Genomic DNA, 18170 nt, shown 5'->3' with positions numbered 1-18170 from the left:
AGTTGTTGGAAGTAAAAAGGGAGCCGAGGCTCCCTTTTGCAAGCTAACTATTATTTAGTCAGTGACTTGCTTTTTGGGTTTGTAATGGAAAGCTTTTTGCCTTGCAACTCTTCATCTAGAGGCAGTGTAAAAGTTTTGGCAAACGGCATTCGTTTACAATGATCCGCCTTGTCTCTAACGATAGTAATAAGAGCTTCTGTCTGTGAGCTTTGCTCTATTTTTAGGCTAAAGTCCTCGTTTTCACTGCAGCCGTTAGACTCTGTGATAAATGAAATCTGACTCTCACTTGTCCTATAAGCCTCTACCATCATTGCTCGGTGCTCAGACGTCTGGTTTGTTTGCAGTCCTGCGTTTGCTGAACATGCAGTTAAACTGATAGTGCCCAAACCTAGTAGGAATATCTTGAGTCTATGTTTCATCTCGTTACCTTTTTTTGCGTCGTACGAATGAACCTGCAGCCATTAACATCAGTAGGCCAATAGATAAACTGCCGCCTGAACTAGACTTTTTATTAAAGTTGGCACCAGTGTTGCCAGTATCGCCCGTATTATCTGTGCTGACTGACATATTTATATTACGAATAACTGCTTGCGCGCTGTAAATACCACTCGAATTCGGTTGTTTGAGGTATGCAAACGCTATTGTATTAGATGTTTTGTACAGATCGATCTGGAGCTCTTCATAAGCGAGGAGTTGGCGGGTGACATAGTTAACTTGACCATTAACAAAGATGGCAAAGTAATCAAAACCATCGGACATTACTTTGAGATCCATGGTAAGTTTGCCCTTCGGAAGATCGGTCAAAACCAGCTCAGATACACCAGGATAAGCTCCCATATCCGCTGATTGAAGTTCACCATTTTCAGCCGTCCAAGCGTTTTGACCGGTGTAAACATTAGCGTTTGCTAGCGGAATGGCATTACGCACTGATCTGCTTGCTTTATCTACACCTGAATACTCGAAAGTTGTTGTGAGTTTGGACAGTTTCGGATGATCGGTAAAGAGCTCTATCGTTGTTGCCGATTCCGAATAGCTAGGTTGGTAGCCGACGGTAATTTGACAGCTTTGCGAAGGCTTTAAGGTACCAGTACAAGTGCTTTTCTCGATGGTACTTCCGTATGATATTGTGCTTTGGTAGATGTTGAATGGGATAGTATCGTCATTACGAATCGTAAAGGTCTCTTGCTGCGCTTTTCGCTCAACGAAACGAAGATCTCGGTACTGAGTGAAGCTGATAGTATTGCGATGGCTATCTATCCAACCATTGTGTTGAAAATGAGCGACGTTGGCGTAAACACCATAAGCGTTTGGTTGAGCACATCCATCCCCCCAGCTGACCACGCCTAGCAATTTGTTGATACCGTTATCATCAACGATGAGTGGACCGCCGCTGTCTCCTTGGCAGCTATCTTTTCCTCCCCAATAGTATCCCGCACAGATGCCATCATCTGATACGTTGGCGTAATTTCCTTCTAGGTTTTGGCAGGTCTCTCGATCCACATACTCTAAATCAACTTGTTGTAAAACAGCCGGAAATTCCCTTCCTGTCGTAGAGGTGTTTCCCCATCCTGCGACATGTACTTTATCTCCTGCGCGTACGTTAGCTAGAACTTCTGGCGTTGCAAGAGCAATAGTCGCGCTGTCGACACTGCGTTCCAACTCAATCAGAGCCATGTCATTGTTCGTTGTTTTGCTGTTATATGCATCATGTGAATAGATATTTTTAACGGCGATGCGCTGTGCTTGAGACTCTCTGTTTTTGTCATAAAGACCAAGAACGATATCCAGATCGTCCGCATTGAGGTCTTCTACGCAGTGCGCAGCAGTTAATACGTATTTTCCACCAAGGAAACTACCGCCACAGAAGTGACCAATAGATGCTGGCTGTCCTTTACGTACCAGTGAAGCAATAAACTTCCAGTCAGAAGTATTGGCTGGCTCACCGCCGATAATGCGAGTGGATACATCATTCTTAACAGGCTTAAGAGTATCTGCGATTGTGGTTGCTGGCAAAGTCAGCCCAATCAGAAAAGCCACTAACGTTTTTTTCATTTTAATTCCGTAATATTAAAGTGATTTTATAAAAATGAGAATGAATTATAGATAGAGTTATTACTCGAGTAAATAGCTGAAAGAGAATGAAAAGCTATAAAATAGGGGAGTGATTCTTGGGATTTATTGCGGAAGATACTGTTGAAAAAATAAACCCGCCGATTAGGCGGGTTTATTCATAGTGAAATGGTAAAAAGAGAGAAGTAATTACAGAATAACCGTCTTATTACCGTAGACAAAAACGTGGTCATTGATCACTTTATTCAAAGCCTTGCTCAATACGTTCTTCTCTACATCGCGACCTGCTTGCGCCATATCTTGTGCGCTGAACGTATGATCCACTGGAATAACGTCCTGCTTGATGATTGGACCTTCATCCAAGTCATTTGTCACGAAGTGCGCCGTAGCACCGATGATCTTCACACCGCGATCATAAGCTTGTTGGTATGGCTTAGCACCGATAAACGCGGGTAAGAAGCTGTGGTGGATATTGATGATCTTGTGACGGTATTTCTCCACGAAAGTCGGAGTGAGAACACGCATGTATTTCGCCAGTACAAGGTAATCGGCATCATATTGATCAATCACTTCAAGCATCTTCTGCTCGTGCTCTTCACGGCTAAGATCTTCGTGAGTCACGTGATGGTAAGGGATATCAAAACGTTCAGTGAGTGTTTGAAGTTTGTCGTAGTTACCAACAACCGCAGCAATTTCAACATCTAAGCTGCCATCGTAAGTCTTCATCAGAATATCACCCAGACAGTGCGCTTCTTTGGTTACTAGGATGACGATGCGTTTACGGCGAGAGCTAATAAGTTTACGTTTTGCACCTTGTGGCAGCGCTTGGTCTAAATCGGCGAGTAGCGTTTGATCGTTGAAGTAACCCTCCAACTCGGTTCTCATGAAAAAGTGCCCACTGGTGTTATCAACAAACTCGTTATTATGAACGATATTCAGCTGATGCTTATAACAGATATTGGTGATTTTTGAGATCAAACCCGGTGCGTCAGAACAATGGGTTAACAGTGTTTTCTTTTCCATAAATCAGATACTTCCATGCATTATTTTTCTAGCGTACGAATAAAAGGGTCACTTCAGAAGCGTGAATCGTACAGCAATCTGACTTCATAAATAATCTATTCTCGGCGCGGTTTCAACCAATTATCCGTTGAAGCCCTTGTTTGGTGTGCTTCATTTGTTCATTTAAAACACCAAGGTTTACTCTGCGTTAACCCTCGAATTGATATAAGCGATTCAGTATTCGTGTGTTGAATTTCGAGGAGGTAAAGGATGCCTAAACATTTTGGTGTTTCTGATGAGGATTTCCGCCAGTTAATGGAACAATTACATTTGCTCAATGCAAACCAAAAATCTCTGTTGCAACGTCAACTGAGGAAACTAACCGTTTCTGAATCCATGAGCACTTTGTCGGAAGAGGAACTCTCGTTTCTGCAAACCGTATTGAGTCGTTGAGAGCGAATAGACAGAAATAGCGCTGCAGGTTGTCTGATTGAACAAGTATCTCTGATATACTCACGACAATTTTTCCAACCAGATGCCAGGCATGATCGCAAAAACATTCTCCTCTGAGGGCGCGTTAGGCAAAGCCATTCCGGGCTTTCAAGCTCGCCAGCCACAAATCGATATGGCAGAAGCTGTCAGCAGTGCGATCAAAGACCAAACTCAGCTCGTGGTAGAAGCCGGGACGGGAACGGGTAAAACCTTCGCTTACCTTGTGCCGGCGCTCTTGAGCGGAAAAAAAGTCATCATCAGTACCGGGTCGAAGAACCTGCAAGAGCAATTGTATCACCGTGACTTGCCGTTGATGGTCAATGCTTTGGGCTTTTATGGACAAGTCGCGCTACTAAAAGGTCGCTCCAATTACCTATGTTTGGATCGTCTTAGCCGACAAATGGTCGAGAGCCATACTAATGAAGCCGATCCAACACTGCTGACTCAATTGGTTAAAGTCCGCACTTGGTCGTCTGAAACCAAAACGGGCGATTTAGGTGATTGTGAGGATCTGCCAGAAGACAGCATGATCATCCCAACCATTACCTCTACCAACGATAACTGCCTGGGCAAAGAGTGTCCGAGCTACACCGATTGTTTCGTCCTAAAAGCACGCAAACGCGCAATGGATTCAGACATTGTTGTCGTCAACCACCACTTGTTCCTTGCAGACCTCGCGATCAAAGAAACCGGCTTTGGTGAGTTGATCCCAGAAGCTGACGTGTTCATCTTCGACGAAGCGCACCAGCTTCCAGACATTGCCAGCGAATACTTCGGACAATCGATCTCTAGCCGTCAGATCCAAGAGCTCGCTAAAGACATTGAGATAGCCTACCGCACTGAAGCAAAAGATATGCGCCAGCTACAAAAAGTCGGTGATAAGCTGATGCAAAGTGCGATGGATATGCGCATCGTGCTCGGTGAACCGGGCTTTCGTGGAAACTGGCGTGAAGCGCTGCAATCAGAATCGATCAAGCGTGAATTGGTGCGCTTAACCGATAGCTTAGATCTGGCGATTGATGTGTTGAAACTGGCACTAGGTCGAAGCCAATTGCTGGAAACCGCCTTTGAGCGTGCCAACCTGATCAAAGGACGAATTGATCGCGTTTGTGATGTCGATATTACTGGTTACTCATACTGGTACGACACATCTCCCCGTCATTTTGCTCTGCACATTACGCCGCTATCGGTTGCAGATAAATTCCATGAGCAAATTGAAATCAAACAAGGCGCGTGGATTTTCACTTCTGCAACCCTTGCAGTATCTGGTGACTTTAAACACTTTACTGACCGTCTTGGATTGAAGCCGAAGCAGCAGTTTTCGTTGCCATCTCCGTTCGATTACGAGAAGCAAGCGCGCCTATGTGTGCCTCGTTATTTGCCAGAGCCAAACAGCCCAGGCTTAGCCGACAAACTGGTGCGAATGCTTGCGCCTGTGATTGAAGAGAACGACGGGCGTTGTTTCTTCCTGTGTACTTCGCACAGCATGATGCGTGAGCTTGGTGAACGCTTCCGTGAAGTGCTGGATCTGCCTGTGCTAATGCAAGGTGAGATGAGCAAACAAAAGACCCTTGCCGAGTTTATGGAACTGGGTAATGCACTGCTGGTGGCGACGGGTGCATTCTGGGAAGGGATCGATGTTAGAGGTGATGCGCTGAGCTGTGTTATCATCGACAAATTACCGTTTACTGCCCCTGATGATCCGCTGCTCAAAGCCCGAATCGAAGATTGTCGATTACGTGGCGGTGAGCCGTTTGCAGAAGTGCAAATCCCGGATGCGGTTATCACGTTAAAGCAGGGCGTAGGACGTTTAATTCGAGACCAAAAAGATCATGGTGCCTTAATCATTTGCGACAACCGTTTGGTAACGCGTGATTACGGTGGCATCTTCCTTGGCAGCTTACCGCCAATCCCAAGAACACGGGATTTGGAACGAATCAAAACATTCCTAAAAACAGAACAACCTGCCGCAGACTAATGCGCTGTGGCATCAATAAATTAAAGAAGAATTGTAGAGAGTTACATGAGCGCAAAAATTCTTGCTATCGATACGGCAACTGAGAACTGTTCAGTTGCGCTACTGGTTAATGACCGAGTGATTTCACGCAGTGAAGTGGCTCCTCGTGACCACACTAAGAAAGTACTGCCTATGGTGGACGAAGTACTGAAAGAAGCGGGCCTGACTCTACAAGATCTAGACGCATTGGCGTTTGGTCGTGGTCCGGGCAGCTTTACTGGCGTTCGTATCGGTATTGGTATCGCGCAAGGTTTGGCGTTTGGTGCTGACTTACCAATGATTGGCGTTTCAACGTTGGCTGCGATGGCACAAGCAAGCTACCGCCTGCACGGTGCAACGGATGTCGCGGTTGCGATTGATGCGCGTATGAGTGAAGTTTACTGGGCACGTTACACTCGCCAAGAAAACGGTGAATGGGCTGGTGTCGATGCAGAATGTGTTATTCCACCAGCGCGTCTAGCGGAAGAAGCACAAGCAGACGACAAAACGTGGACTAAAGCGGGTACTGGTTGGGATGCTTACCAAGAAGATCTTGGTAAACTGCCATTCAACTTAACGAGCGGTGATGTGCTTTACCCTGATTCGCAAGACATCGTGATTCTTGCTGAACAGGAACTTAAGAAAGGCAACACAGTCCCAGTAGAAGAATCGAGCCCGGTTTATCTGCGCGATAATGTAACGTGGAAGAAACTTCCGGGTCGCGAATAATTCATCACTACTAGAATATACGGGGCGTTTGCCCTGTATTTTTATGGAGCGTTATGGCGTCTATCAATGGTTTACCTCCTGCGTTAATACCGGGTGCAAATCGTACCAATAAAGTCGGTAAAAAAGGGCAGGTAAAGAAAACTCAAGATAAGCAGTCCGTTGGTCAACCTTCTAAGGTGGCGAACGCCGTCGCGCACTCCATTAAACAAGTGGATGAGTCTCAGATTCATCGCGCTCAAGTGCAATATGATTTGCCCGAGGGTCATGCTCGCAAAGCAATGGAACAGTATATGGACGTCATGAATCGAGCAAAGAAAGAGGAACTTGCTCAGTTACTTGGTGTCGATATCTATGTGTAAAACAACGAATTTATAGTGGGGGTTTATGAAACTTTCTGGACGTATTTTTCTGGTTATTATCGCGGCATTCGGGCTTTCTGCCTGTAGTTCTCTTCCTGAAGAGTTGAATGCAAGCACCGAGCAGGTTTTAACGGATTACAAAACCTTTGCCGAAGACCAAGGACAGACTGCTAACGATGTCCGCCTTGGTGGTGTTATCGCGAAAGTGGATAACTTGAAAGACCAAACGCGTCTGGAGATCGTAAACCTGCCAATCAGCAAATCAGGCAAGCCAGACATCGACCAAGAACCAACGGGTCGCTTCGCGGTTTATTTTGATGGTTACCTAGAGCCGGTTGCTTTCAGTAAAGGTCGAATCATTACCGTGGTTGGTAAAGGTGCGGGCGAAGAAGAAGGTAAAATTGGCGAGCATCAATACATCTTCCCAGTCATCAAAGGCGATGGTTACCGCTTATGGAAGATTGAAGAGCGAGTACGTATGTACGACACGCCAACCTATTACTACCCTTGCTACTCCATTAACTGCCGTATGATGCGTTCGGATTTCCCGCAAGACGGCAAGGTGATCAAGAAGGTTAAATAATCTGTGATGAATGAGCGCCGTTTTGCACTCCCAAATGGGAACATGGCTGCCTTAGAGATCGGAAACGAAAAAACGACTGCTTGTTCAGTCGTTTTTCTTCATGGGTGGATGGATAACGCGGGCAGCTTCAAAACCTTGATGAACGCCATCCATCAGTGCAATCCTGATCTTCATTTATTAGCAATTGACCTATTTGGTCATGGCTTATCCAGTCATAAATCCTCAGACAATTACTACCCCTTCCACGACTATATTGCTGATTTACACCAATTATTGGATGAATTATCGCCAAACAGACTGGTGTTAGTAGGTCATTCACTAGGCGCATTAATCGCAAGTTGCTATAGTGCTGCCTTTCCTGAACAGGTCGAAGCGTTAGTGCAAATTGAAGGAGCGGGTCCACTCGCAGAACAGCCTTCCAATAGCGTAAAACGACTGCGTGATGGTGTCCTTAACCGGAAACGTCAACGCAACAAACCGGAGCGATCTATCGCTTCTTTCGATCTGGCGTTAAAGCTACGCATGCAAGCGAATCACCTGACCGCCGAGCAGTTGATGCCAATCGTAGAGCGCGGAACCGAATGTCGCGAGAACCAATGGTTTTGGCGACACGATGCCAAATTAAAGTGCGATTCTCTTTACCGCATGGCACAGGACCACGCGAACTCGATCACCAGCCAAATACGCTGTCCGCACCTGATCATTTTGGGTGACAAAGGATTTCAGCATTTACAGTCTAACCAAGTCGATTGGGGCGAAAATCCACCGAATGTGGTTTCTGTCGCGGGTGGTCACCATTGTCATTTAGAGCAAACACTCGAGGTGGTAAAGCGAATTCTTGGTGTAGTTAACAAAATTTAAACAAGTGTTTGAGAGTTACGTGCTCAAGCACGTTTGCTGTGCTGTAATAGTGCTCAAAATAAAAAGGACGCTATTTTTTAGCCAGTTATAAACGAGGAGTAACATCGTGGATAAACCATGGCTTTCACGTTATCCAAGTGACGTACCTGAAACCATCAATCCAGAGCAATATGAGTCTTTGGTAGAAATGTTCGAGCAGTCTGTTCAAAAATACGCAGACCAACCGGCATTCATGAACATGGGCTCGGTCATGACCTTCCGCAAATTGGAAGAGCGTAGCCGCGCATTCGCCGCATATCTACAAAACGAACTAAAGCTGAAGAAGGGCGACCGCGTTGCTCTTATGATGCCAAACCTGCTTCAATACCCTGTCGCGCTATTCGGTATTTTGCGTGCAGGCTGTATCGCTGTGAACGTGAACCCACTTTACACTCCTCGTGAGCTTGAGCACCAGCTAAATGATGCTGGTGCAACGGCGATCGTTATCGTTTCTAACTTCGCGAACACGCTAGAGCAAATCGTAGAAAACACGCCAGTGAAACACGTGGTTCTGACCAGTCTTGGTCAAATGCTGCCACGTGCAAAAGGTACGCTTGTCGACTTCGTGGTTAAGTACGTGAAGGGCATGGTGCCTAAGTACGATCTACCGGGTGCAATCTCAATGCGTAAAGCGCTGCACAAAGGTCGTCGTCTTCAATACGTGAAGCCATTTATGTCTGGCGATGATATTGCATTCCTACAGTACACTGGTGGTACAACGGGCGTAGCGAAAGGCGCAATCCTGACGCACCGCAACATGATCGCTAACGTAATGCAGGCTAAAGGCGCATACGGTCCAGTTTTGGCACCAGGACGCGAGCTTGTTGTGACAGCACTGCCGCTTTACCACGTATTTGCACTGACGGTGAACTGTCTACTGTTCGTTGAAATGGGTGGCAACAACCTGCTTATCACTAACCCGCGTGATATTCCGGGCTTTGTGAAAGAGCTGCAAAAATACCAGTTCACTGCGATTACCGGTGTAAACACGCTGTTTAACGCGCTAGTGAACAACGAAGATTTCCATGAGCTAGATTTCAGCAACCTTCGCCTAGCAGTAGGTGGTGGTATGGCAGTGCAACGTGCTGTCGCTGAAAAATGGCAAAAGACCACAGGCTGTTACCTACTAGAAGGTTACGGTCTAACAGAATGTTCTCCATTGGTGGCGGCTTACCCGCACGACCTAGTGGAATACAACGGTTCTATCGGTCTGCCTGTGCCGTCAACAGAAGTACGTATTGTTGATGAAGAAGGTAACGCATTAGCAAATACTGAGACAGGTGAGCTTCAAGTTCGCGGCCCTCAAGTGATGCAAGGTTACTGGCAGCGCCCTGAAGCGACCAAAGAAGTGATCAACGAAGACGGTTGGCTATCAACGGGTGACATCGTTAAGTTTGATGATGAAGGCTTCCTACACATCGTTGACCGTAAGAAAGACATGATTCTTGTGTCTGGTTTCAACGTTTACCCGAATGAAATCGAAGACGTAGTCGCACTGCACGGTAAAGTGCTAGAAGTCGCGGCAATCGGTCAGCCTCACGAAGTGTCTGGCGAGTTGGTGAAGATCTACGTTGTAAAACGCGATCCGAGCCTAACCAAAGACGAAGTGATTGCACACTGTCGCCAACACCTAACTGGCTACAAAGTGCCTAAGTTGGTTGAGTTCCGTGAAGATCTACCTAAGACCAACGTAGGTAAGATCCTTCGTCGCGTACTGCGTGAAGAGAACGACGCAGAGCTAGCGAAGAAGAGCGCATAAGCGGATTTCTTTGTGCAACAATCATTTATTGCCAAATAGTGTTAGAATGCCAGCGTTTTGCTGGCATTTTTTTATAGCGAGAAGCATGTGAACTATCAGATCATTACGAAAAACAAAGACCTAGAAGAAGTCTGCGCTCTAGCAAGAGAAGCCGACGTAGTTATGCTGGATACCGAATTCGTGCGAATCAGGACTTACTATCCGCAGCTAGGTTTGATTCAGCTTTTCGATGGCAAACAACTTTCCCTTATCGACCCGACGGAACTGACGGACATGACGTCGTTCGTCGAGTTGCTAAAAGACACCTCAGTGCTAAAAGTACTGCACGCGTGTGGTGAAGATTTAGAAGTCTTCCAAAATGCCTTTGGCTGCACACCATTTCCAATGGTGGATACTCAGTTGATGGCGGCATTTTTGGGTCACGGTTTATCGACGGGCTTTGCTACGCTGGTGGAAGAATACCTAGGCGTGGAGCTAGACAAGAGCGAATCTCGCACCGACTGGATGGCGCGCCCACTGACTCAAAAGCAGCTTGATTACGCCGCGGCCGACGTGCACTACCTAATGCCTCTTTACGAGAAGCTACTAGATAAAGTGAACGAATCAGGCTGGTGGGAAGCGGTTCAGCAAGAGAGCGACCTACTGGTATCAAAGCGTATTCGCAACGTGAACGAAGAAAACGCCTACCTAGACATTAAAGGCGCATGGCAGCTAAGACCGGCTGAACTTGCGATTCTTAAGCCTTTGGCGACTTGGCGCTACCGCGAAGCGATTAAGCGCGATCTAGCGTTGAACTTCATCTTCAAAGAAGGTGATTTGCTGACGGTGGCTCGCCTTGGTTTGACTGGCTTTAAGAAGATGGAAGCGGAAGGCATCGACATCCGTGCGATTAACCGCCATGGAGCGAAGATTGCGGGTATTGTGAAGCAAGCGAAGCAAACACCAGCCGATGATTACCCAGCGAAAATCGAACGTTTGATGGATTACCCAGGCTACAAGCAAATCTTCAAGAACATGAAGGATGTGGTGAAGGTAGCGTCGCAAAAGTCAGGCTTGGCGACCGAGTTCTTGGCGTCTAAAAAGCAGATTAACCAAATCATCAGTTGGGTATGGAAGAAAGACCGTGACCCAGCGCGTCTACCGGATGTGATGCAAGGCTGGCGTCTTGAATTACTCGGCGAGAAGATGAATAAGGTGCTGAAGTAAGTACCAATAAAAAAGGTTGGCATTATCGCCAACCTTTTTTGTAACACGCATTTGTCTTTTGTTTTGAGTCCCCATTTCAGCAGGACTAAGCCACAGGGTCATTCCAGCGAACCTAAGTGAGACTAGGAATCTACTGACAGCTCGCTTTGACGCCAAAACCTTCTTTCACCGACCCGAGTGCTCTGGTAATAGATTCTGAATCGCGATCGTACCTCGCTGTCCAGAATGACGAAGAGGAAGACTCTCAAGCAAAGTCGAAAAGTAATTACTTCTCGTCTTCTGGCAACTTCACGTTTAGCTCAAGAACCGAAATATCATCGTCCTTGTGCTCAAACGTCAAATCCACCATGTTTGGATCAATCGCAACGTATTTGCTGATCACCTTCAAGATGTCCTCTTTCAATTGAGGCAAGTAAGAAGGCGCAGGATCGTTCTGGCTACGACGCTCAGCAACGATGATCTGCAAACGCTCTTTGGCTAGATTCGCTGAAGTTTTCTTTTGCGGGCGGAAAAATTCTAGTAGTGACATGTCTAGCCTCCGAATAGTCGTTTAAAGAGTCCTTTCTTCTCCTCAGTAAGGAAACGAAATTCAACCTGGTTGCCCAGTAGGCGGTCTACCGTATCAGAGTAAGCCATGCCCGCGTCTGTGTTCTCATCAAAGATCACTGGCACACCTTTGTTTGATGCATTCAGTACTGCTTGGCTTTCTGGAATCACGCCCAATAGAGAAATGTGTAGGATCTCTTCTACGTCTTCAACGCTTAGCATCTCACCTTGTGTTACGCGAGAAGGGTTGTAACGCGTCAGTAGTAGGTGCTGCTTAACTGGCTCAAGACCTTGTTCAGCGCGTAGTGACTTAGAATCTAAAATACCTAAGATACGGTCAGAGTCACGTACCGAAGACACTTCTGGGTTGGTCGTTACAATCGCTTCATCTGCGTAGTACAGCGCCATCAGAGCACCTTGCTCAATACCTGCTGGAGAGTCACAGATGATGAAGTCGAAGCCCATTTCATCCAACTCAGTGAACACACGTTGCACGCCATCTTTGGTTAGCGCGTCTTTATCACGTGTTTGAGAAGCTGGAAGAATGAATAGGTTATCTGTGCGCTTGTCTTTGATCATCGCTTGGTTAAGCGTTGCTTCACCGTTGATGACGTTAACAAAGTCATACACCACGCGGCGTTCACAGCCCATGATAAGATCGAGGTTACGCAAGCCGATATCAAAATCGATCACCGCAGTCTTTTTGCCCTTAAGAGCCAGACCAGAGGCGATGGCTGCGCTTGAAGTGGTTTTACCAACGCCACCTTTACCAGACGTTACTACAATAATGCGTGCCATTTTATTTCCTTTTTAGACTAAATCGTGAGTGTTTCTAGATGTAATGATTCTTCGGCTTTACTGATCATTACTTTCTTTTGCCAATACTCACTCTCAATTTGATCGCTCAACCAGTAATCTCCTGCAATGGAAACCAGTTCAGCTTGTAAATCGTGACAAATAATTCGGGCTTCTTGTTGGCCGCTCGCCCCAGCAATGGCGCGTCCGCGTAGGGTGCCATGAATGTGGATAGAGCCATCAGCAATCACTTCTGCACCAGCGCTTACGTGTGCCAGTACAACCAAGTCACCGTCTTTGGCGTAAATCTGCTGGCCAGAACGTACAGGCGTACGAACGATTTTGGTCGGCGCCATTTTCGCTGGTGCTTGAGTTGGAGATTTGCTCGCAGACATGATGGCGAAGCCCGCTTCTGAGGCAAGGTTTTGAACGCGTTTATCTTTACAGCCAGTCACACCAACCGGAATAAACCCTGCATCGGCGATGCCTTGTTTAAGTGCGGTGAAATCAATATCGCCTTCTACTTTTGCTATATTGATAACCAGAGGTGCGGATGCGAAGAAAGAGGGTGCTTGAGAAACCTTTTCTTGCAAAAATTCGACAGTCTTAGCGATCTCGTTGTCAGAAAGGTGTAAAACTGACAATGTAAAACTGCTACCTTTAAGGTCAGGTGAATGGGTCATCGTGGACTTCTTGCCTTTATTGAAAGAGCGTTGCCTTAAACTAGGTCTGTCATGTTATATTTCATCCTTTAGCGCAGCAAGTTCTCAAGCGGGCAAATAAGTGAATTAATCTCAAATTTGCTATCAAGTTTGCGAGAATTTTACGTTTTCAACAAAATCCGCACTCAAAGCGGGTAAATCAGCACAAAAGGCTCGTCATGCTTTGTTCTATTTATAAAAGCTCCAGAAAAGAAGGCACTTATCTCTACATTCCGAAAAAGGATGATTTCTCACAGGTTCCTGACACGTTAATGCAGATGTTCGGTAAGCCTATGCCGGTGATGACAATCAAACTTGATGGTCGTACTTTGGCACAAGTTGATGTCGAGAAAGTGAAAGCGTCATTAATTAATGATGGTTTCTTCCTACAGGTTCCGCCTCCGCCGGAAAACCTACTAGAAAAATACAAAGAACAAAAAGCCCAGCAGAAAGGCGAATAACGTCACCGCTTTTCATCTGGGAATTCTGCCTCGCTCAAGGAGGGCGATATGAAAAAGATACTGGCAGCAATGCTCAGCGTTGGTATGTGCACTTCAGCCTTTGCAAGTAGCGATGGCTTTGATGAATACCTAAACAAATTGCGTGCAGAAGCGCGTGATAAAGGCATTTCCGAACAGGTGATTAGTGCCGCTTTTGCTGATGTGGAATACAAACCACGCGCCGTAAAAGCTGACCGTAACCAACCTGAGAAGAAACTGACGTTAGATGAATACATTCCGCGCGCGGTACCTGAGTGGAAGGTCAAGCAAGCGAAGCAGCTGTATAAAGAACACTACGCTGAGCTAAAACGCATTGGTGATGAGTTTGGCGTGCAGCCGCGCTTTATCGTTGCGCTGTGGGGCGTGGAAAGTAACTTCGGTAAGTTCACCGGTAACTTCCGCGTGATCGATGCGTTGTCGACCATGGCGTTTGAAGGTCGTCGTGAAGAATTCTTCCGTAAAGAAACCATGGCGGCACTACAAATCCTAGATGAAGGTCATATCGATCTAGAGAATTTCAAAGGTTCTTGGGCTGGTGCGATGGGTCAATGTCAGTTTATGCCAAGCTCATTCCTACGCTTTGCTGCGGATGGTAACGGCGATGGCAAGAAGGACATCTGGCAATCAGAAGCGGACGTGTTTGCTTCTACTGCGAACTACCTAAGTAAATCTGGCTGGGATGATAAGTTCACTTGGGGTCGTCAGGTTAAAGTGCCACACGGCATCGACCATAACCTGCAAGGTCGCGAAGCGGAAAAAGGTAAGTATCTGCAAGAGTGGAGTAAGCTTGGCATCACCAAATACGATGGCAGCCCACTTCCTAAGCTGGACGAAGACATCAAAGCTTGGTTGATCATGCCAGACGATGAGAACGGTCGTACTTACTTGGTGTACAACAACTACAATGTGTTGATGAAGTGGAACCGCTCTTACTACTTCGCACTGGCGGTAAGTCACTTAGCTGACCGCATCACATTCTAGGTTGAATGTATAAACGAATAAAAAGGGGCTCTTCGGAGCCCTTTGTTTTCTCTATTTGAAACGAGGTTTGCGTGTTATCTGAACGTGCTGCACAAATGGTGATCTTCTCAGCGTTGATCAAACATAAGAACTTTACCGCTGCGGCAAAGAGCCTAGGTGTGTCTGTTTCTCACGTCAGTAAACAGCTCAGCCAGTTGGAAGCTTCACTGGGCATTAAGCTTGTTCAACGCACCACGCGCAGCTTTACACCAACCGAAGCTGGGCAAACCTTCTATCACCATTGTGAACAAGTGGTGCAAGCTGTTAGCAGTGCCACGTTAGAGATGGAAAGCCAACGCGATGAAGTCGCCGGTTTGGTTCGTCTTGGGTTGTCGCAGTCTTTTGGCACGCTGCATATCATCCCTGCCATTCAAGAACTTCGTGAGAAATACCCGCAACTGCAAGTCGAAGTGCATTTGTTCGATTACAAGGTCGATATGCTCGAAGAAGGCTTGGATTTGTGGATCACCAACAATGAACACCTACCAGAAGGCTACATTGCTCAGCGCTTGGCGGATTGCCAATTTGTGGTTGCTGCATCGCCGGATTACTTACTTAAGTTCGATACGCCAACCGAACCGAATGACTTGTCACAGCATAATTGCCTTATCTACCGCAGTTGGGAACGTGACTACACCAGTTGGGCGTTCACCAATCGTGAGCAAGAGCTCAACGTGAAAGTCTCTGGCAACTACTCGGTCGATTTAGCAGAGGCGGTGCGTGATGCCGCAATCGCAGGGTGGGGGATTGCTTACTTAGCCACTTATTTGCTGGGGGATGAATTCCGATCAGGCAAATTGATCCAGCTTCTGCCTGATTGGAAAGCCAGCCAATCCATGCCGTTTTATGCGGTGTACCCTAGCCGTCAGCATATGCCGAAAAAGATCTCAGCAGTGATCGAATTCATCAAACAGAAGATCGGATCGCCTTGCCACTGGGATCAGCGATTAGCGCCGTATATTTCGATTCCGAAGTAGAGAATACATAAGGTGATTTGAATCACAAAATTTTTCCAAATCCAGAAACATCTTTTCCATTTGGAAATAATAACTTTAGGCAAACGTTTATCTTTATTTAATTCAATGAGTTATTTTGCTGGTTAAAGAGTGAGCAGGCGAGATTCTCAGCCTGTTAACATCCCTAACTTGCAGCATTTCTTTCACTCTATACAATCCGACGCCTTTCCTGTTCCCCCTTTTGTCGGATTCATTTTATGAACTCAATTCTTGGTATCGTAGTCATCCTATTCGTAGCATGGCTGCTTTCGACTAACCGTAAGAACATTCGTCTACGAACGGTGTCTTTGGCTTTTGCTCTGCAAGTAATCTTCGCGCTATTGGTACTTTACGTACCAGCGGGTAAAGAAGCACTTAACGCCGTAACTGGCGCGGTTTCTAACCTAATCAACTACGGTCAAGAGGGCATCGCGTTCCTATTTGGCAACCTAGCAACAGGTGGCTTTACCTTCGCGATTAATGTTCTAGGTATCATCATCTTCTTCTCGGCACTAATTTCTGGTTTGTACCACATTGGTCTAATGCCAAAAGTGATCAACCTAATCGGTGGTGGTCTACAGCGTTTGCTAGGCACAGGCCGTGCAGAATCACTATCTGCAACAGCGAACATCTTCGTTGGTATGATTGAAGCGCCACTAGTCGTGAAGCCATACCTGAAGCACATGAGTGATTCTCAATTCTTCGCAGTAATGACAGGTGGTTTGGCATCGGTTGCTGGTGGAACGCTAGTGGGTTACGCATCACTGGGAGTGGATCTTAACTTCCTGATCGCGGCGGCATTCATGTCTGCGCCAGCGGGTCTTCTGATGGCAAAAATCATGATGCCAGAGACAGACACCACAACACCAGATATCGACCTAGACCAAGTAGAAATGCCACGCGCAACCAACGTGGTTGAAGCAATGGCAGACGGCGCAATGTCTGGTCTACGTATCGCAGTTGCGGTAGGTGCAACGCTATTGGCGTTCGTGAGTGTTATCGCGATGCTAAACGGCATTCTAGGCTGGTTCGGTGGTCTATTCGGTATGGAACTGAGCTTCGAGCTAGTGCTTGGCTACCTATTCGCACCAATCGCATGGTTGCTAGGTATTCCTTGGAATGAAGCTATCGTGGCAGGCTCTCTGATCGGTAACAAGATCGTGGTAAATGAGTTCGTAGCCTTCATCCAACTGATGGAAGTGAAATCTCAGCTAAGCGCACACTCACAAGCTATCGTAACCTTCGCACTGTGTGGTTTCGCAAACATCTCAACCATGGCAATGCTAATTGGCGGCCTAGGCTCACTCGTACCAGAGAAGCGTTCATTCATTTCGAAATACGGTTTCCGCGCAATTGCAGCAGGTGTAATGGCGAACTTGATGAGTGCATCAATCGCTGGCGTGATTTTGAGTTTGTAACAGAACCCCTCCCTAACCCTCCCCTTAGAAAGGGGAGGGGACTAGGCTTGAGTGCGCTTAGTGTGAAGCACCAGTCGACAATTAATATGATGTGCGCTGTGATTTCATAGGGAAAAGCGATCTCAGTCCGGTCCTCCCCATTTTCAAGGGGGAGCTAGAGGGGGTTGCTGCTCCGAACTAAATCCAGTTTCGGTATTTGAATAAGTCAGAAAACAAAAGTGAGCTCAGTTCAGTCCTCCCCATCTTCAAGGGGGAGCTAGAGGGGGTTGTTGCTCCGAACTAAATCTGGTTTCTATATTTGAATAAGTCAGCTAGCCAAAAGCGATCTCAGTCCGGTCCTCCCCATTTTCAAGGGGGAGTTAGAGGGGGTTGCTGCTCAGAACTAAATCTAGTTTCGGTATTTGAACAAGTCAGCGGACTAAAAGCGATCTCAGTCCGGCCCTCTCCCTTTTTAATGGGGAGCTATAGGGGTTGTTGCTACGAACTAAATCTAGCTTCGGTATATGAATAAGTCAGAAGACCAAAAGCGATCTCAGTCCGGTCCTCCCCACTTTTAAGGGGGAGCTAGAGGGGGTTACTGCTCCGAACTAAATTGAATAACCTTTCCAAAACAGACTCGGTTTGCTTCATCACTTCTTCGTTGGTAAATCGCCAGAACCTTAATCCCCAATGTTTCCATGAATGCATCCCTAATTGTATCTTTCTCTTTTCCCTCATCAGAGAAATGGCTATCGCCGTCAATCTCAATAACTAAGTCCAATTCCGCACAATAGAAGTCAACAATATAGCGACCAATGCCATGTTGCCGTCGAAACTTTACGCCAAGCTGTTTACGTCTGATTCTTTGCCAGAGTATCTCTTCAGGTTTTGGCATATTTGTACGTAACTGACTCCTGATTTGCTTTTGGTACTTTAAGTTAAAAGTTCGTTGTGGCACTGGTGGTTCCTTTGCGTTCTTAACCCCTCCCTAACCCTCCCCTTAGAAAGGGGAGGGGACTAGATCGGAGTGCGCTTAGTGTGAAGTACCAGTCGACAATTAATATGATGTGCGCTGTGATTTCATAGGTAAAAGCGATCTCAGTCCAGTCCTCCCCATTTT

18 protein-coding genes and 1 pseudogene are annotated in these 18170 nt (G+C 46.6%); 12 read left to right on the top strand and 7 right to left on the bottom strand.

The genetic code is table 11. The features are described 5' to 3' along the window. Window positions 1–50 precede the first annotated feature (50 nt). The 3 genes from KIO97_RS15805 to purU form a co-directional block, all read right to left on the bottom strand. Window positions 51–419, bottom strand: coding sequence for a hypothetical protein (locus KIO97_RS15805; protein ID WP_285383403.1), 369 nt, complete (start codon window positions 417–419; stop codon window positions 51–53). 4 nt (window positions 420–423) lie between these two features. Beyond that, window positions 424–2052, bottom strand: coding sequence for a serine protease (locus tag KIO97_RS15800; protein WP_285383402.1), 1629 nt, complete (start codon window positions 2050–2052; stop codon window positions 424–426). Between the two features lie 207 nt (window positions 2053–2259). Beyond that, window positions 2260–3093, bottom strand: coding sequence for a formyltetrahydrofolate deformylase (gene purU, locus KIO97_RS15795; protein ID WP_005428723.1), 834 nt, complete (start codon window positions 3091–3093; stop codon window positions 2260–2262). A gap of 249 nt (window positions 3094–3342) precedes the next feature. Here purU and KIO97_RS15790 point away from each other — a divergent pair, with 249 nt between their 5' ends. The 8 genes from KIO97_RS15790 to rnd all read left to right on the top strand — a co-directional run bounded on the left by KIO97_RS15790 (window position 3343) and on the right by rnd (window position 11096). Continuing rightward, on the top strand, window positions 3343–3525 hold the full coding sequence (locus tag KIO97_RS15790) for a hypothetical protein (protein WP_005428722.1): 183 nt from the start codon (window positions 3343–3345) through the stop codon (window positions 3523–3525). Window positions 3526–3616: 91 nt separating this feature from the next. Then, window positions 3617–5542 (top strand): ATP-dependent DNA helicase, encoded by a 1926-nt coding sequence (locus KIO97_RS15785; RefSeq protein WP_285383401.1) that lies wholly within the window; start codon window positions 3617–3619, stop codon window positions 5540–5542. Between the two features lie 45 nt (window positions 5543–5587). Then, on the top strand, window positions 5588–6289 hold the full coding sequence (gene tsaB, locus KIO97_RS15780) for a tRNA (adenosine(37)-N6)-threonylcarbamoyltransferase complex dimerization subunit type 1 TsaB (protein WP_012127278.1): 702 nt from the start codon (window positions 5588–5590) through the stop codon (window positions 6287–6289). A gap of 53 nt (window positions 6290–6342) precedes the next feature. Beyond that, a complete protein-coding gene (locus KIO97_RS15775) occupies window positions 6343–6648 on the top strand; it encodes a hypothetical protein (protein WP_005428720.1) in 306 nt (101 codons plus the stop codon). Between the two features lie 25 nt (window positions 6649–6673). After that, entirely contained in the window at window positions 6674–7231 is a 558-nt protein-coding gene (locus tag KIO97_RS15770; protein WP_285383400.1) for a Slp family lipoprotein, read from the top strand. Between the two features lie 6 nt (window positions 7232–7237). Beyond that, entirely contained in the window at window positions 7238–8092 is an 855-nt protein-coding gene (locus KIO97_RS15765; RefSeq protein ID WP_285383399.1) for an alpha/beta fold hydrolase, read from the top strand. Between the two features lie 106 nt (window positions 8093–8198). After that, complete coding sequence (gene fadD / locus KIO97_RS15760) at window positions 8199–9890, top strand: long-chain-fatty-acid--CoA ligase FadD (RefSeq protein WP_012127281.1); 1692 nt, start codon at window positions 8199–8201, stop codon at window positions 9888–9890. Between the two features lie 87 nt (window positions 9891–9977). Beyond that, on the top strand, window positions 9978–11096 hold the full coding sequence (gene rnd / locus KIO97_RS15755) for a ribonuclease D (protein WP_285383398.1): 1119 nt from the start codon (window positions 9978–9980) through the stop codon (window positions 11094–11096). Window positions 11097–11361: 265 nt separating this feature from the next. On the opposite strand, the gene minE is transcribed toward rnd, so the two are convergent. From minE to minC, 3 genes are read right to left on the bottom strand one after another with little or no spacing between them, the layout of a single operon-like run. Continuing rightward, complete coding sequence (gene minE, locus KIO97_RS15750; RefSeq protein ID WP_005437690.1) at window positions 11362–11625, bottom strand: cell division topological specificity factor MinE; 264 nt, start codon at window positions 11623–11625, stop codon at window positions 11362–11364. A 2-nt stretch (window positions 11626–11627) separates the two neighbouring features. Beyond that, complete coding sequence (minD, locus tag KIO97_RS15745) at window positions 11628–12440, bottom strand: septum site-determining protein MinD (protein WP_005437688.1); 813 nt, start codon at window positions 12438–12440, stop codon at window positions 11628–11630. Between the two features lie 17 nt (window positions 12441–12457). Then, a complete protein-coding gene (gene minC, locus KIO97_RS15740) occupies window positions 12458–13120 on the bottom strand; it encodes a septum site-determining protein MinC (RefSeq protein WP_005437686.1) in 663 nt (220 codons plus the stop codon). A 197-nt stretch (window positions 13121–13317) separates the two neighbouring features. Between minC and KIO97_RS15735 the strand changes: the two genes are divergently transcribed. From KIO97_RS15735 to KIO97_RS15720, 4 genes are all read left to right on the top strand, one after another. Further along, window positions 13318–13599 carry a YcgL domain-containing protein gene (locus KIO97_RS15735; RefSeq protein WP_012127285.1) on the top strand — a complete coding sequence of 94 codons (282 nt, stop codon included), beginning with the start codon at window positions 13318–13320 and terminating at the stop codon, window positions 13597–13599. A 48-nt stretch (window positions 13600–13647) separates the two neighbouring features. Beyond that, window positions 13648–14619, top strand: coding sequence for a lytic transglycosylase domain-containing protein (locus KIO97_RS15730; RefSeq protein WP_103413456.1), 972 nt, complete (start codon window positions 13648–13650; stop codon window positions 14617–14619). Window positions 14620–14690: 71 nt separating this feature from the next. Next, entirely contained in the window at window positions 14691–15635 is a 945-nt protein-coding gene (locus KIO97_RS15725; protein WP_017188388.1) for a LysR family transcriptional regulator, read from the top strand. 236 nt (window positions 15636–15871) lie between these two features. Then, window positions 15872–17071, top strand: a complete 1200-nt coding sequence (locus tag KIO97_RS15720) for a NupC/NupG family nucleoside CNT transporter (protein ID WP_285383397.1) — start codon at window positions 15872–15874, stop codon at window positions 17069–17071. Window positions 17072–17635: 564 nt separating this feature from the next. Here the strand turns inward: KIO97_RS15720 and KIO97_RS15715 are convergent. Further along, window positions 17636–17945, bottom strand: a pseudogene (locus KIO97_RS15715) (endonuclease domain-containing protein). Window positions 17946–18170: the final 225 nt, after the last annotated feature.

It is taken from the genome of Vibrio sp. B181a (assembly GCF_030248375.1).
In the GTDB taxonomy this organism is placed as follows: Bacteria; Pseudomonadota; Gammaproteobacteria; order Enterobacterales; family Vibrionaceae; genus Vibrio; species Vibrio campbellii.
Note: the sequence above shows the minus strand (reverse complement) of the source record. Positions and strands in the feature narration are given on the sequence as shown.